Annotated in this window: 19 protein-coding genes and 1 tRNA gene; 18 read left to right on the top strand and 2 right to left on the bottom strand. The window is 44.3% G+C overall.

The genetic code is table 11. The annotated features are described in order from the left end of the window. The first annotated feature begins 144 nt into the window (after positions 1–144). From GPLA_RS00100 to dbpA, 3 genes are all read left to right on the top strand, one after another. Positions 145–915 (top strand): substrate-binding periplasmic protein, encoded by a 771-nt coding sequence (locus GPLA_RS00100; protein WP_007102751.1) that lies wholly within the window; start codon positions 145–147, stop codon positions 913–915. A 106-nt stretch (positions 916–1,021) separates the two neighbouring features. After that, positions 1,022–1,711, top strand: coding sequence for a crotonase/enoyl-CoA hydratase family protein (locus GPLA_RS00095; RefSeq protein WP_007102750.1), 690 nt, complete (start codon positions 1,022–1,024; stop codon positions 1,709–1,711). Between the two features lie 28 nt (positions 1,712–1,739). Next, positions 1,740–3,119, top strand: a complete 1,380-nt coding sequence (gene dbpA / locus GPLA_RS00090; protein WP_007102749.1) for an ATP-dependent RNA helicase DbpA — start codon at positions 1,740–1,742, stop codon at positions 3,117–3,119. Between the two features lie 136 nt (positions 3,120–3,255). On the opposite strand, the gene GPLA_RS00085 is transcribed toward dbpA, so the two are convergent. Both GPLA_RS00085 and GPLA_RS00080 read right to left on the bottom strand, forming a co-directional pair. Next, the gene (locus GPLA_RS00085) at positions 3,256–3,594 is read right to left on the bottom strand and encodes a PilZ domain-containing protein (protein ID WP_007102748.1); all 339 of its coding nucleotides are present in this window, start codon (positions 3,592–3,594) and stop codon (positions 3,256–3,258) included. A 255-nt stretch (positions 3,595–3,849) separates the two neighbouring features. After that, a complete protein-coding gene (locus GPLA_RS00080) occupies positions 3,850–4,647 on the bottom strand; it encodes a class I SAM-dependent methyltransferase (protein WP_007102747.1) in 798 nt (265 codons plus the stop codon). 191 nt (positions 4,648–4,838) lie between these two features. Here GPLA_RS00080 and GPLA_RS00075 point away from each other — a divergent pair, with 191 nt between their 5' ends. The 15 genes from GPLA_RS00075 to GPLA_RS00005 form a co-directional block, all read left to right on the top strand. Further along, a complete protein-coding gene (locus GPLA_RS00075; RefSeq protein ID WP_007102745.1) occupies positions 4,839–5,459 on the top strand; it encodes an RraA family protein in 621 nt (206 codons plus the stop codon). Between the two features lie 22 nt (positions 5,460–5,481). After that, positions 5,482–7,323: an ABC transporter ATP-binding protein gene (locus GPLA_RS00070; RefSeq protein WP_007102744.1), complete on the top strand. Its 1,842-nt coding sequence runs from the start codon at positions 5,482–5,484 to the stop codon at positions 7,321–7,323. Between the two features lie 189 nt (positions 7,324–7,512). Beyond that, positions 7,513–7,589 (top strand) — tRNA-Trp (locus GPLA_RS00065). 432 nt (positions 7,590–8,021) lie between these two features. Continuing rightward, complete coding sequence (gene secE / locus GPLA_RS00060; protein WP_007102743.1) at positions 8,022–8,399, top strand: preprotein translocase subunit SecE; 378 nt, start codon at positions 8,022–8,024, stop codon at positions 8,397–8,399. Between the two features lie 3 nt (positions 8,400–8,402). Further along, complete coding sequence (gene nusG / locus GPLA_RS00055; protein WP_007102742.1) at positions 8,403–8,975, top strand: transcription termination/antitermination protein NusG; 573 nt, start codon at positions 8,403–8,405, stop codon at positions 8,973–8,975. Between the two features lie 218 nt (positions 8,976–9,193). Further along, entirely contained in the window at positions 9,194–9,622 is a 429-nt protein-coding gene (rplK, locus tag GPLA_RS00050; RefSeq protein WP_007102741.1) for a 50S ribosomal protein L11, read from the top strand. 3 nt (positions 9,623–9,625) lie between these two features. Then, positions 9,626–10,324, top strand: a complete 699-nt coding sequence (gene rplA / locus GPLA_RS00045) for a 50S ribosomal protein L1 (RefSeq protein ID WP_007102740.1) — start codon at positions 9,626–9,628, stop codon at positions 10,322–10,324. Positions 10,325–10,691: 367 nt separating this feature from the next. Further along, positions 10,692–11,210: a 50S ribosomal protein L10 gene (gene rplJ / locus GPLA_RS00040; RefSeq protein WP_007102739.1), complete on the top strand. Its 519-nt coding sequence runs from the start codon at positions 10,692–10,694 to the stop codon at positions 11,208–11,210. A gap of 55 nt (positions 11,211–11,265) precedes the next feature. After that, positions 11,266–11,637, top strand: a complete 372-nt coding sequence (rplL, locus tag GPLA_RS00035) for a 50S ribosomal protein L7/L12 (RefSeq protein WP_007102738.1) — start codon at positions 11,266–11,268, stop codon at positions 11,635–11,637. Between the two features lie 277 nt (positions 11,638–11,914). Next, positions 11,915–15,943, top strand: a complete 4,029-nt coding sequence (gene rpoB / locus GPLA_RS00030; protein WP_007102737.1) for a DNA-directed RNA polymerase subunit beta — start codon at positions 11,915–11,917, stop codon at positions 15,941–15,943. A gap of 89 nt (positions 15,944–16,032) precedes the next feature. After that, on the top strand, positions 16,033–20,220 hold the full coding sequence (gene rpoC / locus GPLA_RS00025) for a DNA-directed RNA polymerase subunit beta' (protein WP_007102736.1): 4,188 nt from the start codon (positions 16,033–16,035) through the stop codon (positions 20,218–20,220). Positions 20,221–20,428: 208 nt separating this feature from the next. After that, positions 20,429–20,803, top strand: a complete 375-nt coding sequence (gene rpsL / locus GPLA_RS00020) for a 30S ribosomal protein S12 (RefSeq protein ID WP_007102735.1) — start codon at positions 20,429–20,431, stop codon at positions 20,801–20,803. A 76-nt stretch (positions 20,804–20,879) separates the two neighbouring features. Then, the gene (gene rpsG, locus GPLA_RS00015) at positions 20,880–21,350 is read left to right on the top strand and encodes a 30S ribosomal protein S7 (RefSeq protein ID WP_040513515.1); all 471 of its coding nucleotides are present in this window, start codon (positions 20,880–20,882) and stop codon (positions 21,348–21,350) included. 12 nt (positions 21,351–21,362) lie between these two features. Further along, complete coding sequence (gene fusA / locus GPLA_RS00010; RefSeq protein ID WP_007102733.1) at positions 21,363–23,468, top strand: elongation factor G; 2,106 nt, start codon at positions 21,363–21,365, stop codon at positions 23,466–23,468. Positions 23,469–23,531: 63 nt separating this feature from the next. Beyond that, positions 23,532–23,820 (top strand): GTP-binding protein (locus GPLA_RS00005; RefSeq protein WP_040513511.1); only part of this gene is annotated, 289 nt, incomplete at its 3' end.

Genomic DNA, 23,820 nt, shown 5'->3' with positions numbered 1-23,820 from the left:
CACATTTATCTTCCCTATATTGCCAAATGATTAGCTGCAATTCATTAAAGTGATAGCCTTAACTTTCACATCTTATTACACTGGTTACCTAACGATACTTCAGGCATTCAACTAAGGTTTTTATTTTGCAGCAAAGAGAACTCAGTGATCCGTAGCCCAATCGTGAGCCTGATTTTATGTTGCTTGTTGAGCTTCGACACTCGTGCTGAGTCGAGTGGTCAAGAGTTGGTGCTGGCTGTGATATACGCAGAAGGACAACCCTTTTACGCCTTTGATGATAATACTCATCAGTCTAGTGGTTTATTCAGTGATATTGCGCAACAACTAGCGTTGTCATTGGACATTAAGGTGCATTTTTTACCTACCGCTCGTAACAAGATAGAAAACGATATTATCGAGCATAAGGCTGATGCCGGTTTCCTTGCGCCTAAATGGTTAAACACCCCTGAGGCGTTAGTGTTTAGCGAGCCAGTTTTTACTTATCAACATGCGTTCTACGCAATCAGCGCACCCAACAAAAATCTAACACTTGTTTCGCGTGTTAAAGGCAAAAGTGTGTGTCTTCGTGAAAATTATAACTACCCAGAGTTAGATGCTTGGTTGCAGGATGGGTCATTAACGCCGGTAAGAGTATCTCGTCACTCCCGCCTGTTTGACATGCTGCAACTTGCGCGTTGTGATTTGATTTATACCAACACGTTTAGAGCAAGGTGGACGTTGCGTAATCATGACTTCGTTAAAGCCGTTTATCAAGTGGGTACTATGGGCAACATTGATGAGATACCGTTGGCATTCTCCCTTGCGTGGTCCGACAAAATGCCCCAAGTGAACGCGTCGATCGCGGCACTGCGTGAATCAGGTATCTTACAACGCATTATCGAGAAAAACATGGCTCTGAAGGATGTAAGTGAATAGCTGTATCACGTTCAGCTAACAGAGTTAGCTGTTTTCTAAGTGCCCCCTAGTGTGATTAATGAATGCACTAAAGGGCATTACAACAATAAAACGGAAAGGAATAAATATGACTCAACTAGTGGAATATAACTGTGCAGAAAATGTCGCCACGATTACCTTAAATAACGGCAAAGTGAATGCGTTTTCCCATGAGATGATCGATCAGCTAAATGCCGCACTAGATAGCGCATTGGTCGATGAAGCCGTGGTAGTCATTAAAGGACAGCCTGGTATGTTCTCTGCTGGCTACGATTTAAGTGTCATGCAACAAAGTATGGATGCCGCTATGAAATTAGTTGAGAAAGGTTCGACGTTGACGCGTAGAATGCTCGCCTTTGAGTATCCTATCATTGCCGCTTGCACTGGGCATGCGATCGCTAAAGGTGCGTTTGTACTGCTGGCGTCGGATTATCGTATTGGGATTCAAGGTACATTTAAAATTGGTTTAAACGAAGTGGCGATTGGTATGACAATGCACCAAGCTGGTTTAGAGCTTGCACGCGGTCGTTTGGCCCCAGTGTTTTTTAATCGCTCGGTTATCTTGGCGGAAATGGTGTCGGTGGACGATGCTGTAACTGCTGGGTTCTTGGATGTGGCGGTGACACCAGAAGCATTTGAGCAAACCGTTGCCGCTACGGCGCAAGCGATGACCAAATTAAATATGAAAGCCCATAGACAAACTAAGTTAAAAGCCCGAGCCGGACTGTTGGATGCGTTAGATAAAGCAATAGACGTCGACCGTGGTTCGAGCCTATAACGATTAATGACATAAATGAGAGAGTGTTGTGAGTAAGGAATTTTCCTCCCTGGGGCTAGAGCCAGCCTTGTTAGATAATTTACAGAGCATGGGTTTTAGTCAAATGACTGAAATTCAAGCCGGCACGTTACCCGCGATATTAGCTGGGCGTGACGTAGTAGCAAAAGCAAAAACCGGTAGTGGTAAAACGGCTGCCTTCGGTTTAGCGCTATTGCATAATCTTGATGTAAAACGCTTTCGTGTGCAGGCGTTGGTTATGTGCCCCACACGAGAACTGGCTGAGCAAGTGGCCTTAGAGATCCGTCGTTTAGGGCGGGGTATTCACAACATTAAAGTACTAACTTTATGTGGTGGTACGCCTATGGGGCCGCAGATTGGCTCCCTTGAACATGGCGCGCATATCATTGTGGGTACACCAGGGCGGATCATGGATCATCTTTACAAACGTCGATTGGATTTGTCAGAAGTAAACACTTTGGTGCTAGATGAGGCTGACCGTATGTTGGACATGGGCTTTGAAGATGAAATGGACGCGGTTATTAAAAGCGTACCTCAGCATCGTCAAACCTTATTATTTTCCGCTACCTATCCAGAGTCAATTGCGAAAATTAGTGGTCAAGTACAGAAAAACCCATTAGAAGTCACCGTTGAATCGACCCACGACACGGAAACGATAGAACAACTGTTTTTTGAAGTTGAAGACACTCATCGCACCAAAGCAGTTGCTGCGCTTCTGAGTCATTATCAGCCAGAGTCGGCCATTGTATTTTGTAATACCAAGATCGCCTGTCAGGAAGTCGCGGATGAATTGCAATCTCTAGGCGTTTCCGTGTTGGCTTTGCACGGTGATCTTGAGCAGCGTGAACGAAATCAGGTATTGGTGCGCTTTTCCAATAAGAGTGTGTCTGTGCTGGTGGCGACAGATGTCGCATCTAGAGGCTTGGATATCAAAGAAGTAAATGCGGTGATTAGCTACCACATTACACCGGATCCGGAAGTGCATATTCACCGTATTGGCCGCACTGGGCGAGCAGACGCCAAAGGTGTCGCACTAACGTTAGTGGCCCCAGATGAAATGGCCCGAGCCAATGCAATTGAAGATTATCAACAAGCGAAAATTAAGTGGACGGGCATTCAAGCCATGCGTTTTCATGCGAACCGACTTATTCAGCCTGTCTACAGCACTTTATGCGTTGATGGCGGTAAAAAGAGTAAACTTAGACCGGGGGATATTCTAGGCGCGTTGACTAAAGAAGCTGAAATTCCGGGAGATGATATTGGTAAGATCCATATTACTGAGTTTCACGCCTACGTTGCAGTAAAATTACGCAGTGTGAAGCGCGCTATGCGTCAGTTAGGTGAAGGTAAAATTAAAGGGCGTAAATTTAAGGTCAGAAAGTTTAATTAAACCTCTGGTGTTATCCTGATGTGTGGCTTAGCTTTTTTGCCAGATTAGTATCTGTTTTTTCAACAGTTGTTGAAGAAACAGATACGCGTTATCGTCAGCGTTATTTAACTGAACATTGTTAATTCATCTTTGCTTGTTAACTGGAAAATACCCTTGGTTTATGTATGTTAGCCATGCGTTTATGGAGCATCTCTCTGAATTCTGCCGAGTCATAGGCAAATAGCACACCTATGCCTTCCTGACTACTGTGGGTAATTAAGCCTTTTTGCAACAGATATGTATCCGCTTTTTCTCCATCTATAAAATACATTTCGACAAAGTCGTCAGTGTTCAGCACAGGTTCTGGCATTGCGATAAATGCCCCAAAAGGGCTAATGTTGCGGGTGTAGGTCTCTCCCACCTCTTTGCCCATATGCCGAATTTTCACATCAAGTGTCAATGGTGCTCGGTTGCTCGTACGATGATAAAGGGCCATAACATCCTCTCTATTTGACTTGGCGCTAATACGCTCTTTGAGTATACAAAACCTGTGTCGTTTGTCATGGTATTTTGGGTGTAAAATTGACCGGTATCATATTGTGTTAAATACCGCCCCAAGATATATAGGAGTGTGCGTTAAGTCAGATGAGGAAAGCGCTGTGTCAGTGAAACCTTTTAATGTGAATAAAGATGAATTGAGCATGGGCGTCAAGCCCGCAGGTAACATACCGAGCTTTTCATAATCGATGGATTATTGCTTCACAAACTTATAGATAAAACGATCCGTTTTACCCCTTACAGCGGGGTCGAATACCAACTTACTCAAATCGTCCGCTGGATTACGCAGGTAAAACGCCTCTTCGATTAAGGTGAAACCGGCCTGGTTCATGTGGAATTTTACAATATTCGGATCAATTCTGTGCAGCGTATTAGCGGCCTCATAACCTGAGCCCGCTTGGGCGGCATGGTCAATAATAATAAAAGTGGCGTCAGCTTTCATGGCTTTTTTAATGGTGCTCAATGCTGCTTGATAATCGACTACATCGTCGCGAAGGGCGACTTTTTTGCCGTCTTGCATGCTGTGAGTAAAAAATAAATCATGGTAGTTTAAAGCCGTAAATACCAGATCTAAGCTATCATCTGGGATCCTGATATCCACGATTGGCATGTTATCGAAGCGCATTATATTCGTGAGACGGTCGTCTTTTGCGCGCTCGTTCAAGCCTTTTTCTGCAAATCGCCATATAACCTCATCATTTTGCACATAAACTTTACCTTCTGGGCCGACGGCGTTAGAAAAAAGCTCACTGTACCAGCCGCCACCGGCAAAAAAGTCTAAAACGTGCTGACCTTTACCCACCCCGGTAAAGGCAATAATTTTTTGTGGTTGCCGTGAATCATCGCGCTTTGCATCATCTGTGGGTCTATCGGGAGCAGTCAATAGTGAGGCTATTTGCGGCTCGGTGAGGGGCGTCTTGGCGTGAACGGGTGAAGCTAGCGTGATAACAGCGCACGCAATCAAATTAATCAGTTTGGGTTTAGGTTGCATTATGTTTCCTTAAGCAGAAATGGGTGTGATGCTGGCTATGTTTTCTCAGGTAATTAGCGGGTGCCAGCATTGAGTAAACACGATACTATTTGCAGTAGAAATAATTTATGTTTATTTACTTTCAATCAATGTCGTAAAAATGCCAATATTTTTGATTTGGCTTGTTCGCACAAAAATTTATAGGGTGAAATATGTTAACAATGACCGATTTTGTAAAAGTGTCTCCCTGTGAATACTCAGAAGGGCTGGGACGTGAGCAATTTGTAGACAGCAGCATTCGAGAGTTGTGGCCTCAGATACCGCGTATAGCTGGACCCGCGTTTACAGTAAAGTGCGCTAAGGGCGATCATTTGAGTTTACATGCGGCAATTTACCGGGCCGCACCCGGTGATATTTTGGTGGTAGAGGCTGACGCGGACTTTGCCTGCGCAGGGGGGAATGTGTGTGCTATTGCCCAGCAGCGAGGTATTGCGGGTTTTGTTATTGACGGTGTCATACGCGATCTGGCTGAAGTGCGCGACCTTCGGTTTCCAGTCTATGCTCGTGGTGTTATACCTAAGCCCGCTAAAAAAGAACAAATTTTACCTTTTAATCAACCCATTATGTGCGGCGGCGTGCGGGTTTGTGCCGGTGACATAGTGGTGGCAGATGAGGACGGCATCGCCGTAATCCCGAAGGCCAAAGCCGAAGAGGTCTATCATCTGGGCAAAGCGCGAACAGATAAAGACGCAGGGATGACATTGAACCAATGGCAAGAAGGTCATCAGGCGAAAATTGAGTCGACGCTTAAGGCGCTGGGCTTTGAAGGTTAATTATTTCGAATAAGTTGTTAGTATGTTTTCATTTTTTGAGCGATTAGTAGAACCCTTTCCCCAAGATCTCCCAGAGCAGCCACCAGAAGGGTTAGTTGCCTTTTGTCGTTATTATTCAAAAGGCATGTGGCCAGCGATTTTTGCCGTATCCGTTTTAGCGGCGGTCATCGCTATGTTAGAAGTATCGCTGTTCGGCTTTGTCGGGCAATTAGTTGATTGGCTGGGCTCCCAAGATCCAAAGACATTCTTGACCCAAGAACGCTCGAGTTTAATCTGGATGGCCGCGGTGGTTTTGCTGATTTTGCCTAGTTGTGTGGCGCTGCAATCCTTGATCAATCACCAAACCCTCATGGGCAATTATCCCATGCGTATTCGTTGGCAAGCACATCGTTATTTGATTGGGCAAAGTGTCAGTTTCTTCCAAAATGAGTTCGCTGGACGCATTGCCACCAAAGTTATGCAAACCGCCTTGTCTGTGCGTCAATCAGTGATGCAGTTACTCAATTTATTGGTTTACATCAGTGTCTATTTTCTCAGTATTGTGGCCATGGTGTTTAGCATAGACTGGCGATTAAGCCTGCCCTTGATCCTTTGGTTGTGCATCTACATTGGGGTACTGCGTTATTTTGTACCTCGTCTGAAACGGGTAGCTCAGCGCCAGGCCGATGCCCGTAGTGTGATGACAGGTAGAATTGTTGATAGCTATAGTAACATCGCCACCGTAAAACTTTTTTCTCATACCAGCCGTGAAGCAGATTATGCCTATGAAGGTATGAATGGCTTTTTACAAACAGTACATCCGCAAATGCGTTTGGTTACCTTGCTGAATACTTGTGTGTGGTTCAGCAACGCTTTGTTGGTATTCTCAATCAGTGCGATGGCCATTATGTTATGGCTAGAAAGTGCTGTTACCCCTGGGGATATAGCGATTGCAATTACCTTATGTTTACGCCTGAACGGGATGTCACAGTGGATAATGTGGGAAGTGTCATCACTTTTTGAAAATATAGGCACAGTGCAAGACGGTATTAATACCTTGTCTAAACCCACAACGGTTAAAGATAAACAAGATGCCCAACCGCTTGAAATTCGGGGTGGGGCTATCACGTTCGCCGATGTATGTTTTAATTATCCAGGCCCCGAGAATAAGCAGCTAGAAGTGTTTAAAAATCTCAATATTAGTATTAGACCTGGGGAAAAAGTCGGTTTGGTGGGTCGGTCAGGCGCAGGAAAGTCGACATTAGTCAATTTGTTGTTACGTTTTTTTGACATCCAAAGGGGTAAGATTCTTATTGATGGTCAAGATGTCAGCGAAATAACCCAAGAGAGTCTACGTTCCCATATCAGTATGGTGACTCAAGACACGTCTTTATTGCATCGCTCGGTACGGGACAATATTCTTTATGGCCGTTTAGGTGCCAGTGAAGATGAAATGCTTGCCGCTGCAAGACAGGCTGAGTCTCATGACTTCATTCAAAATTTGTCGGATCTGCATGGACAAACTGGCTATGACGCTCAGGTCGGTGAGCGGGGCGTCAAGTTATCAGGTGGCCAGCGCCAGCGCATCGCCATTGCACGGGTAATGCTCAAAGATGCGCCCATTCTCATTTTGGACGAAGCCACGTCAGCGTTAGATTCTGAAGTAGAAGCGGCCATCCAAGAGTGCCTGAACAAAGTAATGGAAGATAAAACAGTGTTGGCCATCGCCCACCGATTATCCACTATTGCAAAAATGGATCGCTTATTAGTGTTGGATGAAGGTCGGATCGTGGAATCGGGAACACATAATGAGTTGCTCGCTCAACAGGGTATTTATGCGAAATTATGGGCCCATCAAACTGGTGGTTTTATCGGTGTTGAATAGCTTCGCAGATAAAGCTCGCTTACACAGTGCGCTTTATCGTGGTTTGCATCTTGTATAACACGGACTAATAAGTATAATACGCCTCCCTCCTTATTAGTGATTCTAAATTTTTCCACAAAAATATAAGACGTCACGAGGTTGGTGTAAGCAATTTTAACAGTACCTTCGGGTTGTTAAGAGCAGTATTTTAGGGGTGTAGTTCCAATTGGTAGAACAGCGGTCTCCAAAACCGATGGCTGGGGGTTCGAATCCCTCCACCCCTGCCAAATTAGGTAAAAGTATCGTCGCGTATTACTGCGGCTAAATAGTACAAATGTAGAAGGTTGGGGGGATGAGAACGCCCACGGGTTCGACAAATCGTCTGGAACGATTTGAACCGCGTCAGCGCCGCTTGCGGGCAGTTACAGGGATGTAACTGAGATCATCCCTCCACCCCTGCCAAATTAGGTAAAAGTATCGTCGCGTATTACTGCGGCTAAATAGTACAAATGTAGAAGGTTGGGGGGGATGAGAACGCCCACGGGTTCGACAAATCGTCTGGAACGATTTGAACCGCGTCAGCGCCGCTTGCGGGCAGTTACAAGGAGGTAACTGAGATCATCCCTCCAGCCCTGCCACTTTGGCATTAAACTAAGTGTATAAGAAGGCGTTTGCGCCACTTATTCAACGTCGCGATTAAGTTAGTATTAGGTAATAGCATGAGCGAAAAAGCGGAAAATAGTTCAAACCCATTAGACTTAGTTAAATGGCTAGTTGTTGTGGTTTTATTAGGTGGTGCTGTTGCAGCAAATTCCATCTATGGAGATATATCAGTACTTTATCGCGCCCTTGGTGTTGTTGCAGCTGTGGTTATAGCGGGTTTAATCGCCGCTTCAACCGAAAAAGGTAGCAGCTTTTTGACGTTCGCTAAAGACGCTCGCACAGAAGTGCGTAAAGTTGTTTGGCCAACTCGCCAAGAAGCAACCCAAACTACGATCATCGTTTTAGTTGCTACAGCCTTCATGTCATTACTACTGTGGGGCCTTGACCTCGTCATCGTGCAGTTAGTTTCTTTCATTACCGGCTTAGGAATTTAAATCATGTCAGAACATCCAGAAAATGTAGAAGTTCCAGAAAAATCGGACAAAAAGTGGTACGTCGTCCAAGCGTTCTCTCAGTATGAAGGGCGCGTAAAAAAAACACTTCTTGAATACATTAAAATGCACGAAATGGAAGATTCTTTCGGAGAGATTTTAGTTCCTACCGAAGAAGTCATTGAAATGCGTTCTGGCCAACAGCGTAAAAGCGAACGTAAATTTTTCCCTGGTTACGTGTTGGTTCAAATGGACATGAACGAAGACTCATGGCACTTAGTAAAAAGTGTTCCTCGTGTATTAGGTTTCATCGGTGGTACCTCTGACCGACCTGCACCTATTACTGAGAAAGAAGCAAATGCCATTCTAAATCGTTTAGAAGAAGGCGTAGATAAACCGAAACCGAAAACCTTGTTTGAACCAGGTGAAGTGGTGCGTGTTACTGACGGTCCATTTGCTGACTTCAACGGCGTTGTTGAAGAAGTTGATTACGAAAAAAGCCGCTTAAAAGTATCGGTTCTTATCTTTGGTCGTTCGACTCCAGTTGAGTTAGAGTTCGGTCAAGTCGAAAAAGGCTAACCTTTTCAAGCGACTGCAAATCATTAAAACAGTCGCAAAGAGCACTTTTTTGACAACAATTTAGAATAACTACAAATTGCATAAAGTTCGTACATTATAGTTGCGAAGGGTCGTGGATTAGTCTATAATTCGCGGCCCTTTTTGTTGAACGGGAAGCCAATTAGGCGAGCATTCTCAGTGTTTGCTAGGCGTTTGACCCATAAATTGAGAGTATTATCATGGCTAAAAAAGTCACAGGCATTATCAAGTTACAGGTTGCGGCTGGTGCTGCTAACCCAAGTCCGCCAGTTGGTCCAGCATTGGGTCAAAAAGGCGTTAATATCATGGAATTCTGTAAGGCATTTAATGCTAAAACAGGCGACATGGAAAAAGGTTCTCCGGTTCCAGTAGAAATTACTGTATACGAAGATCGTTCTTTTACCTTCGTTACTAAGACATCACCTGCTTCTTATATGCTTAAGAAAGCCGCTGGTATCAAGAGTGGTTCTGGTCGTCCTAACACTGAAAAAGTGGGTAAAGTGACGCTTGCGCAATTAGAAGAAATTGCTAAAGCAAAAGAACCAGACCTAACTGCAGCTGATCTTGACGCAGCTGTCCGTACCATCGCTGGCTCTGCACGCAGCATGGGCTTGGTAGTAGAGGGATAAGAAATGGCTAAATTAACAAAACGCGCTCGCCTTGTACGTGAAAAAGTTGTAGCGACGAAAGAATATGAATTCAATGAAGCGGTAAGCTTGTTGAAAGAACTTGCTAGCGCAAAGTTTGCTGAAAGTGTTGATGTAGCTGTAAACCTTGGCATCGATGCACGTAAATCTGACCAAAACGTACGTGGTGCAACTGTGCTACCTAACGGTACTGGTAAAGATGTACGTGTTGCCGTGTTTACTCAAGGTGCAAACGCTGAAGCTGCTAAAGCTGCTGGTGCCGACATCGTTGGTATGGAAGACCTTGCTGAGCTAGTGAAGAAAGGCGAAATGAACTTTGATGTTGTTGTTGCCTCTCCAGACGCTATGCGTGTTGTTGGTATGTTAGGTCAAATATTAGGCCCACGTGGTTTAATGCCTAACCCTAAAACCGGCACAGTAACACCAGATGTAGCCACAGCAGTTAAAAATGCTAAAGCTGGTCAGGTTCGTTACCGCAACGATAAGAATGGTATTATCCATGCTAGCATCGGTAAGATTGCGTTTGAAGCCAATCAAATTGAAGAAAACTTAGCTGCTTTGATTGACGCGGTTAAGAAAGCTAAGCCTTCATCGGCTAAAGGCATATATATTAAGAAAATTAGCTTAAGCACAACTATGGGCGCTGGTATTACCATCGACCAAGCTAGCTTAGTAACAGCTTGATTTTTGCCTTAGTTTTACTAAGGCTGCTTGTAAATAGTTGACTGTTCAACTATTTATTCTCTCTAGAAAAGTATGGGTTGGAGTCATTGTTTTCATTAACACATGGCTCCCGTCCAAGACCGCAGGCGTAAAACAGTAACTGAAGTAAGAGAGCAGTTACATATAGATTGAAAAATCTTAGATGTTTTACTTAAAAAAATAGCCTGCGCAGACGGTGATTTCGACTCAGACTCTCTGGGATTAACGAACACCGTAGAGCGGTAAAATACTTATTGTAGATCAAACTATATTAAGCGTTTTATCAATCTGTGAATCCTGTAAGACATTATAAGTAATATGTCTTACAGACTTTAAGAAGGTGAACACAGTGGCACTAGGCTTAGCAGCAAAAAAAGAGATCGTCGCAGAAGTTAGCGACATTGCGTCTCAAGCTCTATCCGTTGCCGTTGCTGAATACCGTGGTATGGAAGTATCAGAGCTAACTGAACTTCGTGTTAAAGCTCGTGAGCAAGGCGTATATCTAAAAGTTGTTAGAAATACCCTTGCTAAACGTGCATTGGCCGATAGCAAGTTCTCTGATTTGGAAAGTGCCTTAACTGGTCCGTTAATTTACGGATTTTCGATTGAAGCACCAGGTGGTGCAGCACGTCTTTTTAAAGACTTTGCTAAAACGAATGCCAAGTTAAACGTTACTGCCCTTTCTATTGGTAATGGTCTATTGGGTCCTGATAAATTGGACGCAGTGGCATCCTTGCCTACCCGCGACGAAGCCCTTGCAAGATTGCTTGCAACCTTCAAAGCACCTGTTGGGAAATTCGTTCAAACTGTTAACGAAATTCCTTCCAAGTTTGTGCGTGTATTGGCGGCGATCAAAGAAACCAAATAATTTGGTTCCTTTGTACATTTTAAATTTTAATCATTAAACCCAGGAGTTTAGAGAAATGGCTCTAACCAAAGAAGATATTTTAAACGCAATTGCTGAAATGCCAGTAATGGACCTTGTTGAGCTTATCGAAGCTGCAGAAGAGAAATTCGGTGTAACAGCTACTGCTGCTGTTGCTGCTGCTGCTCCTGCTGCTGCAGGCGAAGCTGCTGCTGAACAAACTGAATTTGATGTTGTTTTAACATCTTTCGGTGCGAACAAAGTTGCTGTAATCAAAGCGGTACGTAGCGCAACTGGTCTTGGCTTGAAAGAAGCTAAAGAAGTAGTTGAATCTGCACCGAAAGCGATTAAAGAAGGCATTTCGAAAGCAGAAGCTGAAGAACTTAAGAAGACGCTTGAAGAAGCTGGCGCTGAAGTTGAGCTTAAGTAATCTGTCTAACGACAGGTTATTAGCCTGAAATGGCGTAGGCTGGTGATTTTTTAATCACCAGCCTTTTTGCGCTGTAGAATAAAGTATTTTCATCCTTTAAAATTTATTCTATTTGTAAGCGCAAATTACATTTAAACCTAAATAAAACCAATAAGTTAAGTAAGCCTCTTAATGACTTTGGTAAACGGTTAAAGTGTAAAATAAAGGGTGCTGGAAGTTTGCTTTATAGACAATCTATTTAGCAAGTTGGGTCAAAAATCGGCAGGCTGAGGAACCCATGGTTTACTCTTATAGCGAAAAGAAACGTATCCGTAAGGATTTTGGCAAACGCCCACAGGTATTGGAAATACCGTATCTACTTTCAATCCAGCTAGATTCTTTTAAAAAGTTTATTGACCTTGACGTCGATGGTCAGCATGGACTGGAAGCAGCATTTCGATCAGTTTTCCCAATAAAAAGTTACTCTGGTAACGCAGAATTACAGTACGTAAGTTACCGTTTAGGTGAACCCGTATTTGATGTGAAAGAATGTCAAATCCGTGGTGTAACCTTCTCAGCACCTTTGCGTGTTAAATTGCGTTTAGTGTTGTTCGATCGTGAAGCAGCACCAGGCACAGTAAAAGACATCAAAGAGCAAGAAGTCTACATGGGTGAAATACCACTCATGACGGATAACGGAACTTTCGTCATTAACGGTACTGAGCGCGTTATCGTATCTCAGTTACACCGTTCGCCAGGCGTATTCTTTGATCACGATAAAGGTAAAACTCACTCATCAGGTAAAGTGTTATATAACGCTCGTGTTATTCCTTACCGTGGTTCGTGGTTAGACTTTGAATTTGACCCTAAAGATAACCTTTATGTACGTATCGATAGACGCCGGAAATTACCAGCGACTATTATGCTACGCGCATTAGAAATACCTACCGAAGAAATCCTTGGTTTATTCTTTGAGAAGAACCAAGTACGTATCGACGGTAATCGTTTCATGTCTGATATCGTGCCTGATCGCTTACGTGGCGAAACTGCGCAATTTGATATTTTAGATTTGGAAGGTAACGTGCTTGTTGAATCAGGCCGTCGTATTTCAGCTCGTCATACCCGAACGCTTGAAAAAGCAAATATCGTGGAACTTGAAGTTCCAGCAGAATACTTGGTTGGTCGTGTATACGCGTGTGATTACGTGGATACGGATACGGGCGAACTTGTTGTTGCTGCCAACGATTTGTTGACTCTTGAGAACATACTGGCGCTTAAAGAAGCTGGATATACTAGTTTTGAAACTTTGTATATCAACGAGCTAGATCACGGTGCTTATATCTCTGACACATTACGCATTGATAGCTCAACGAACCGCTTAGAAGCCTTGGTTGAGATTTATCGTATGATGCGTCCTGGTGAGCCACCAACTAAAGACGCCGCAGAAACCTTATTCACTAACTTGTTCTTCTCTGAAGACCGTTATGATTTGTCTTCTGTTGGTCGTATGAAGTTCAACCGTCGTTTAGGTCGTGAATCATCAATCGGTTCAGGTACGCTGGATAAAGACGATATCGTAGACGTAATGAAGCAACTGATCACTATTCGTGACGGTAAAGACGACGTTGATGATATTGATCACTTGGGTAACCGTCGTATTCGTTCAGTTGGCGAAATGGCTGAAAACCAATTCCGTGTTGGCCTAGTTCGTGTTGAACGTGCCGTTAAGGAACGTTTGAGCTTAGGTGATTTAGATGCGGTTATGCCTCAAGATCTTATTAACGCTAAACCTATTTCGGCAGCGGTAAAAGAATTCTTCGGCTCTAGCCAATTGTCTCAGTTTATGGATCAGAACAACCCGTTGTCTGAAGTAACCCATAAACGTCGTATTTCAGCCTTAGGCCCAGGTGGTTTAACACGTGAACGTGCTGGCTTTGAAGTACGAGATGTACACGCGACTCACTATGGTCGAGTGTGTCCAATTGAAACACCAGAGGGACCGAACATCGGTTTGATCAACTCATTGGCGAGCTTTGCCCGTACCAATGATTTTGGTTTCCTCGAAACACCTTATCGTAAGATAGTTGATGGTGTTGTGACTGACGAAATCGATTACTTATCTGCAATCGAAGAAGGTCAATTCTCAATCGCACAGGCTAACGTCGTGTTGGATGAGAATGGTCGTCTTGAGGATGATTTGATCCCTTGTCGTCATCGCGGTGAAACAACATTAAAAGAAAGCTCAGAGATCACCTATATGGATGTATCTCCACAGCAAATCGTTTCTGTTGCAGCCAGTATTATCCCGTTCCTAGAACACGATGATGCTAACCGAGCTTTGATGGGTGCAAACATGCAACGTCAAGCCGTTCCTACTTTACGTGCTGAAAAGCCGTTAGTGGGCACAGGTATGGAAAAAACAGTAGCGGTAGATTCGGGCGTAACGGTTGTTGCAAAACGTGGTGGTAATGTTGATTACGTTGATGCGAGTCGTATCGTTATAAAAGTTAATGAAGAAGAAACGGTTGCCGGCGAAGCAGGCATCGACATCTACAACTTAACAAAATATACCCGTTCAAACCAAAACACCTGTATCAATCAGCGTCCTACTTGTAACGTTGGCGAGCCAATCGTTGCGGGTGATGTATTGGCTGATGGTCCGTCTACGGATCTAGGTGAATTGGCACTAGGGCAAAACATGCGTATCGCATTTATGCCTTGGAACGGTTACAACTTCGAAGATTCAATCTTGATTTCCGAGCGCGTAGCTATGGAAGATCGCTTCACCACAATTCATATTCAAGAATTGAGCTGTGTGGCGCGTGACACCAAGTTAGGGCCAGAAGAAATCAGTTCTGATATTCCAAACGTAGGTGAATCTGCGCTTGGTAAATTGGATGAATCAGGTGTTGTTTATATTGGTGCTGAAGTTAAAGGTGGCGACATCTTAGTGGGTAAAGTTACTCCTAAAGGCGAAACCCAATTAACGCCAGAAGAAAAGCTTTTACGAGCGATCTTCGGTGAGAAAGCATCAGACGTTAAAGATACTTCTTTGCGCGTACCTAACAGCGTTCGCGGTACGGTTATCGACGTACAAGTATTTACACGTGACGGCGTAGAAAAAGATAAGCGTGCGCTTGAAATTGAAGGCATGCAATTACGTCAAGTGAAGAAAGATTTATCAGACGAATTTAATATTCTTGCTGATGGTATCTTCGCTCGTGCTAAAAACTTGTTGATTAAAGCCGGTATCGAAGAGTCACGCTTAGCATCAGCTCAACGTGAAAAATGGTTCGACCTAACGCTTACTGATGATGATGCTCAAACTGAGCTTGATCAAATTGCTGAGCAGTTTGTAGAAATCAAAGCTGATTTTGATAAGAAGTTTGAAATCAAACGTCGCAAGATCACCCAAGGTGATGATCTACAACCAGGCGTTCTTAAAATCGTTAAGGTTTATTTGGCTGTTAAACGTCAGATTCAACCTGGTGATAAGATGGCTGGTCGTCACGGTAACAAGGGTGTTATCTCAACCATTAAACCGGTTGAAGATATGCCTTACGATGCAGACGGTACGCCGGTTGATATCGTATTAAACCCATTGGGTGTACCGTCACGGATGAACATAGGTCAGATCTTAGAAACTCACTTAGGTATGGCAGCTCACGGAATCGGTGTGAAAATCGATCGTATGCTTAAAGAACACGAAGAGATGACTAAGTTACGTGGCTTCCTTAAAGAAGTATACGGTGCTGGGAAATCTCGCCAAGTCGTGGATCTTGATAGCTTTAGCGATGATGAAATCAACCGTTTAGCGGATAACTTGCGTAAAGGTGTGCCTATGGCAACACCTGTGTTTGATGGTGCTACTGAAGCAGAAATTAAACACATGCTTACGCTAGCTGATATTCCTGAAAGCGGACAAATCACTTTGTTTGACGGTCGTACTGGACGTGCATTTGAACGCCCAGTTACAGTTGGCTACATGTATATGTTGAAACTGAATCACTTGGTTGATGACAAAATGCATGCTCGCTCAACCGGCTCATACAGCTTGGTTACACAGCAACCGTTGGGTGGTAAAGCTCAATTCGGTGGTCAGCGCTTCGGAGAGATGGAAGTGTGGGCACTAGAAGCATACGGTGCTGCTTATACCTTGCAAGAAATGCTGACAGTTAAATCAGATGATGTGAATGGTCGTACTAAGATGTATAAAAACATCGTTGACGGTGACCACCGCATGGAACCTGGTATGCCGGAGTCGTTCAACGTATTGTTGAAAGAAATCCGCTCATTGGGTATCAACATCGAGCTGGAAGAGCAATAAGCCGCGTCTGTAGAGCTTAACGACAGGATAGTCCGGTGGATGTATTCCATTTACCGGGCTTTTTCAACTGACTCCGCTGGGAGAGTAATGTGAAAGACTTATTAAAGTTTCTTAAGCAACAACACAAGACCGAAGAGTTCGATAACATTCGAATCGGCCTTGCGTCACCTGACATGATCCGTTCATGGTCTTTTGGTGAAGTTAAGAAGCCAGAAACCATTAACTACCGTACTTTCAAGCCTGAGCGTGACGGCTTGTTCTGTGCGCGTATTTTCGGACCGGTTAAAGACTACGAATGTTTATGTGGCAAATATAAGCGCCTTAAGCACCGTGGTGTTATATGTGAAAAATGTGGCGTTGAAGTAACGCTAACCAAAGTACGCCGTGAGCGTATGGGTCACATTGAATTGGCAAGCCCAGTTGCACATATATGGTTCCTTAAATCACTACCGTCACGCATCGGTTTGATGCTTGATATGACACTTCGTGACATCGAACGTGTACTTTATTTCGAATCATACGTTGTTGCTGAACCGGGCATGACAACTCTAGAGCGTAGCCAACTTCTTTCAGAAGAAGAGTACTTGGACGCTTTAGAAGAACATGGTGACGAATTCGAAGCTAAGATGGGTGCTGAAGCGGTTTACGAATTGCTTAAAGCCCTAGACGTAGATGCCGATGTGGTTGCTATGCGCGAAGAGCTGCCAAGCATTAACTCTGAAACGCGTCGTAAGAAGATCACTAAGCGTCTGAAGCTGCTTGAATCGTTCCAATTATCTGGCAACAAACCAGAGTGGATGATTTTAACTGTACTTCCAGTTTTACCACCTGATTTACGTCCGTTGGTACCACTAGATGGTGGCCGTTTTGCTACCTCAGATCTTAACGATTTGTATCGTCGTGTGATCAACCGTAACAACCGTTTAAAACGTCTTTTAGACCTGGCTGCGCCTGATATTATCGTGCGTAACGAAAAACGTATGTTACAAGAAGCGGTTGATGCCTTATTAGATAACGGTCGTCGTGGTCGTGCTATAACGGGTTCAAACAAACGTCCTCTTAAATCTTTGGCCGACATGATCAAAGGTAAGCAAGGTCGTTTCCGTCAAAACTTATTGGGTAAACGTGTTGATTACTCTGGTCGTTCGGTTATTACCGTTGGTCCTACATTACGTTTACATCAGTGTGGTCTTCCTAAGAAGATGGCACTTGAGCTATTCAAACCGTTCATCTATGGAAAGTTAGAAGGACGTGGTCTAGCCACTACTATTAAAGCAGCTAAGAAATTAGTTGAACGTGAAGACCCGGAAGTATGGGATGTGCTTGACGAAGTTATTCGTGAACACCCAGTATTACTTAACCGAGCGCCGACACTTCACCGTTTGGGTATTCAGGCTTTTGAACCAACCCTAATCGAAGGTAAAGCGATCCAATTGCATCCATTAGTATGTGCGGCTTACAACGCCGACTTCGATGGTGACCAAATGGCTGTTCACATTCCGTTGACCATTGAAGCACAGCTTGAAGCTCGTGCGTTGATGATGTCGACTAACAACATTCTATCACCAGCCAATGGTGAGCCTATCATCGTTCCTTCACAGGATGTTGTCATGGGCTTGTACTATATGACACGTGACCGTGTTAATGGTGTTGGTGAAGGCATGATGTTCATGAACCCAGATGAAGCTGAAAAAGCTTATCGTACGGGCCACGCTGAACTCCATGCTCGCGTTAAAGTACGTATTACGGAATACGACGTAGCGGAAGACGGTACTAAGACTGAGAAAGTGACACTGACGGATACCACTGTTGGTCGTGCGATCTTGTCGTTGGTATTACCAAAAGGTATTCCTTTTGAGTTAATTAACCAAGCCATGGGTAAGAAGATGATTTCTCGCCTATTGAACGCTTGTTACCGAACTCTAGGTCTAAAAGACACCGTAATCGCTGCTGACCAAATCATGTATACCGGTTTCCATTACGCGATGATCGCGGGTGCATCTGTTGGTATAGATGACATGGTTATTCCTGATGCGAAGAAAGACATCATTGAAGGTGCTGAAGCTGAAGTACGTGAAATCCAGGAACAATTCCAGTCTGGTCTTGTTACCGCGGGTGAGCGTTACAACAAAGTTATCGATATCTGGTCAAACGCTAACGAAAAAGTAGCCAAAGCCATGATGGAGAATCTATCAACCGAAACGGTTAAAAACCGCGACGGCGAGATGGAAGAACAAGCATCATTCAACTCAGTGTTTATGATGGCAGATTCTGGTGCTCGTGGTAGTGCCGCACAGATACGTCAGTTGGCGGGTATGCGTGGCTTGATGGCGAAACCAGATGGTTCAATCATCGAAACACCGATTACTGCAAACTTCCGTGAAGGTCTTAACGTACTTCAGTACTTTATTTCTACTCACGGTGCACGTAAAGGTTTGGCCGATACGGCATTGAAGACAGCAAACTCGGGTTACTTGACTCGTCGTTTGGTTGACGTTGCACAAGATTTGGTTATCAATAACGAAGATTGCGGCACAGTCGAAGGTGTTAAAATGACACCGCTAATCGAAGGTGGCGACGTTGTAGAACCATTGCGTGAACGTGTACTTGGTCGTACGGTTGCTGAAGACGTCATGAAGCCTGGTTCCAATGACATTCTAGTCGAACGTAACGTATTACTAGATGAAGCCTTGGTTGATATGCTGGAAGCTAACTCAGTTGACCAAATTCGAGTTCGCTCAGTTATTACCTGTGAAAACGACTTCGGTGTATGTGCTAAGTGTTACGGTCGTGACCTCGCACGTGGACACATGGTTGGACACGGCGAAGCGGTTGGTGTTATTGCGGCACAATCAATTGGTGAGCCAGGTACACAGCTTACCATGCGTACGTTCCACATCGGTGGTGCGGCTTCAAGAGCGTCAGCAGAAAACAACGTACAGGTGAAAACAACAGGTACATTGAAACTGCAAAATGCTAAATTCGTTCGTAACACAGATGACAAAGTGGTTATCGTTTCTCGTTCTACTGAGATCACCATCATTGATGATCAAGGCCGCGAGAAAGAGCGTTATAAAGTGCCATACGGTGCAATATTAACCACGGATGATAATGCTACTGTCACCAGCGGTGAAGTTGTAGCTAACTGGGACCCGCATTCGCATCCAATCGTTACTGAACGTCAAGCTAAGATCAGCTTTGCTGACATTGATGACAGTAACACTGAAATGCAACAGGATGAGTTGACCGGTCTAACACGTATCGTTGTTAATGATTTATCTAAAGCGAATGCTAAAGAGCCTAAGTTAATCCTTGAAAGTGACGAGCATGGTTTACAAGAAATTCGTTTACCAAGTTTCACCACTATCGAAGCAACTGATGGTATGCAAGCTAAGCCTGGTGATGTGTTAGCGCGTATTCCTCAGGAAAGCTCGAAAACACGTGATATCACAGGTGGTCTACCACGTGTTGCTGACTTGTTCGAAGCACGTAAACCTAAAGAGCCAGCTATTCTAGCGGAAATCTCAGGTACCATTGGTTGGGGTAAAGAAACCAAAGGTAAGAAACGTCTTGTTATCACGCCGAAAGACGCTGATGCATACGAAGAGATGATCCCTAAATGGCGTCAACTTAACGTATTCGAAGGTGAAAACGTTGAAAAAGGTGAAGTTATTGCGGATGGCCCAGAGTCACCACACGACATCTTACGCTTACGTGGTATCAGCGCTGTGTCTAACTACATCGTTAATGAAGTACAAGAAGTTTACCGCTTACAAGGGGTAAAAATTAACGATAAGCACATCGAAGTTGTTATTCGTCAAATGCTACGTAAGTGCATGATCACTTATGCTGGTGACAGTAACTTCCTTGAAGGCGAGCAAGTTGAAGTATCAAATGTGAAAATCGCTAACCGTGAATTGGAAAAGCAAGGCAAAATCCCTGCTCAGTACGAAACACAGTTATTGGGTATCACTAAAGCATCGTTGTCCACTGAGTCATTTATCTCAGCGGCATCTTTCCAAGAAACCACTCGTGTACTTACCGAAGCCGCTGTGCAAGGTAAGGAAGATGAGCTTCGTGGCTTGAAAGAGAACGTTATTGTAGGTCGTTTGATACCAGCCGGTACCGGTTTTGCGTATCACCAGAAACGTACTGCAAGAAAACTAGCAGAACGTCAGGCGGTTGAAGCACTTTCTGTCTCTGCTGCAGATGCCGAGCAAGCCCTAACCGACGCATTAAATGCTGAAGTAATGGATACGCCATCATCTGATGAGTAAAAAATAGGATCATTCGTTAGCCCGAAAGCTATGGGCGCCAATCTAGGCATTAATGAGCCTTTATTGGTGTTCAAGCTTGACAGGTCAAACTTTGGTCATTAGACTTCCGCGACCCGAAATTTGGTAACAAATATTGGGTCGCGGATTTTTCGCGTTTTATATCCTACGTAAGGGTATCTCAGTCGTAATTTTAACCAGGAGCTAGTTAATGGCAACAGTTAACCAGTTAGTGCGCAAGCCACGCCAAAAGCCCGATGCGAAGAGCAACGTAGCGGCATTGCAGGCCTGTCCACAACGCCGTGGTGTATGTACTCGTGTATATACCACCACTCCAAAGAAGCCAAACTCTGCATTGCGTAAAGTTTGTCGTGTTCGTTTAACCAACGGTTTTGAAGTTTCTTCATACATCGGTGGTGAAGGCCATAACCTACAAGAACACAGTGTTGTTCTTATTCGTGGTGGTCGTGTTAAAGATTTACCAGGTGTTCGTTACCACACTGTTCGCGGTACATTAGATTGCGCAGGCGTAAGTTCACGTAAAAAAGCCCGTTCTAAGTACGGCGCAAAAAGGCCTAAGTCTTAACGGTTCTCCGTTAGTAAGGCCAAACTAAAGTATTAATTGAGTTTTGGGATATTCCTGAATTCTACGGAGAATTAAGATGCCAAGAAGAAGAGTTGTAGGTCAACGCAAAATCCTACCAGATCCTAAGTTCGGATCGCAGTTACTTGCGAAATTTATGAATGTCGTTATGTTAGACGGCAAAAAATCGACTGCTGAAAAAATCGTTTACGGTGCACTCGACATTGTTGCGGAAAAAGCTGGCAAAGCACAACTAGAAATTTTCGAAGATGCATTGGATAACATTCGTCCTACGGTAGAAGTTAAATCTCGCCGTGTGGGTGGTTCTACGTACCAAGTACCTGTAGAAGTTCGTCCTGTTCGTCGTAATGCCCTAGGTATGCGCTGGTTAGTTGACGCTGCTCGTAAACGTGGTGAAAAATCAATGGCTCAACGCCTTGCAGCTGAAATGCTCGACGCTGCTGAAAATAAAGGCTCTGCGGTTAAGAAACGTGAAGACGTTCACCGTATGGCTGAAGCCAACAAAGCTTTCGCTCACTACCGCTGGTAATAAGAGAAAGTTATGGCTCGTAAAACGCCTATCAACCGCTACCGAAATATTGGTATCGTCGCTCACGTCGACGCGGGTAAAACCACGACGACGGAACGTGTTTTATTCTATACCGGTTTGTCCCATAAAATCGGTGAAGTCCATGATGGCGCTGCCACCATGGATTGGATGGAGCAAGAACAAGAGCGCGGGATTACCATTACCTCGGCGGCAACGACCTGCTTTTGGGCAGGTATGGATAAGCAATACGACCTACACCGCATAAACATCATTGACACGCCCGGACACGTTGACTTCACCATCGAAGTCGAGCGGTCTTTGCGTGTTCTTGATGGTGCTGTTGTCGTATTTTGTGGTTCATCTGGTGTTGAACCTCAATCAGAAACGGTCTGGCGTCAAGCTGATAAATATCATGTCCCTCGGGTCGTATTTGTTAACAAGATGGACAGAACCGGTGCAGATTTTGAACGAGTGGTTGCGCAAATACGCAAACGACTTGGTGCTACATGTGTTCCTATTCACCTCAATATTGGTTCAGAAGAGAACTTTAAAGGTGTTGTCGATCTGATCAAGATGAAAGCCATTAATTGGAACGAAGCTGATCAGGGCATGACATTCACTTATGAAGCTATCCCTGCCGACTTGCAAGAACGAGCCGAAAAGTTACGCACTGAACTTGTTGAAGCCGCTGCAGAAGCCAACGACGAATTGATGGACAAGTATTTAGAAGGCGAAGAGCTAACTGAAGACGAAATTAAATCGGCATTGCGTCAGCGCACAATTAATAATGAAATTGTGTTAGCAACCTGTGGTTCAGCATTCAAGAATAAAGGCGTACAAGCGGTATTAGATGCAGTGGTAGATTTTTTACCTGCACCTATCGATGTCCCTGCTATCACAGGCATTTTAGATGATAAAGATGAAACTGAAGCTACCCGTCCTGCGGACGATGAAGCCCCTTTCGCCGCTTTAGCATTTAAAATTGCAACTGATCCTTTTGTGGGCACTTTAACATTTTTCCGTTGTTACTCGGGTGTGGTAAACACTGGTGATAGCGTTTATAACCCTGTTAAAGCGAAACGTGAACGGTTTGGTCGTATCGTGCAAATGCATGCGAAGGACCGTGAGGAACTAAAAGAAGTTCGAGCCGGGGATATTGCCGCTGCGATAGGCCTGAAAGATGTGACTACCGGTGATACCTTGTGTGATCCGAATCATATTATTACACTCGAACGGATGGACTTTCCTGAGCCTGTTATTTCTATCGCTGTTGAGCCTCGCTCACAAGCCGACCAAGAAAAAATGGCCATCGCACTAGGTAAACTAGCCGCTGAGGATCCATCGTTTAAAGTTAATACTGACGAAGAGTCAGGACAAACAATCATATCCGGGATGGGTGAACTCCATCTTGATATCATTGTCGATCGCATGAGACGTGAATTCAGCGTTGAATGCAATGTAGGTAAACCTCAAGTTGCTTATCGCGAAACTATTCGTGGCAAAGTTGACGTTGAAGGTAAGTTTGTGCGTCAATCGGGTGGCCGTGGTCAATTTGGTCATGTTTGGCTGACAATCGAGCCTAATGAAGAAGGGGCTGGGTACGAGTTCGTTAACAACATAGTCGGTGGTGCGGTTCCAAAAGAATTCATTCCGTCAGTTGATAAAGGTATCCATGAACAGATGCAAAATGGTGTGCTCGCGGGTTATCCGGTGCTTGATGTAAAAGTTACCTTATTCGATGGTTCATATCATGATGTTGACTCTTCGGAAATGGCGTTTAAAATCGCTGGTTCAATGGGTTTTAGAAAGGGCGCTGCTGAGGCAAAACCTGTATTGCTTGAACCCACAATGAAAGTTGAAGTTACCACTCCAGAAGACTGGATGGGTGATGTTGTTGGTGATTTGAATCGCCGACGTGGTGTAATAGAAGGAATGGAAGACGGTGTCGCTGGTATCAAGATTGTTCTTGCCAAAGTGCCTTTGTCTGAAATGTTCGGATATGCCACTGACTTGCGTTCAGCTACGCAGGGAAGAGCATCATATTCAATGGAATTTTTTAATTATTCAGAAGCGCCTAATAATGTTGCGAAAGCCATTATTGACGCTCGTCAATCTTAATAAAGGTCTGGTCCGGTTTACTACAAAAGTAGGGCCGGATTTTTAACTTAGGAAATTTGTAAAATGGCAAAAGCAAAGTTTGAACGTACTAAACCCCATGTAAACGTCGGTACTATCGGCCACGTTGACCACGGTAAAACAACATTAACAGCTGCAATCACTACTGTACTAGCAAAAACGTACGGCGGTTCTGCATCTGCATTCGATCAAATCGATAACGCTCCTGAAGAGCGTGAGCGCGGTATCACTATTTCAACGTCTCACGTTGAATACGATACACCTGCTCGTCACTATGCACACGTTGACTGTCCTGGACACGCCGATTATGTTAAAAACATGATCACCGGTGCTG

It is taken from the genome of Paraglaciecola polaris LMG 21857 (assembly GCF_000315055.1).
GTDB lineage: Bacteria > Pseudomonadota > Gammaproteobacteria > Enterobacterales > Alteromonadaceae > Paraglaciecola > Paraglaciecola polaris.
Note: the sequence above shows the minus strand (reverse complement) of the source record. Positions and strands in the feature narration are given on the sequence as shown.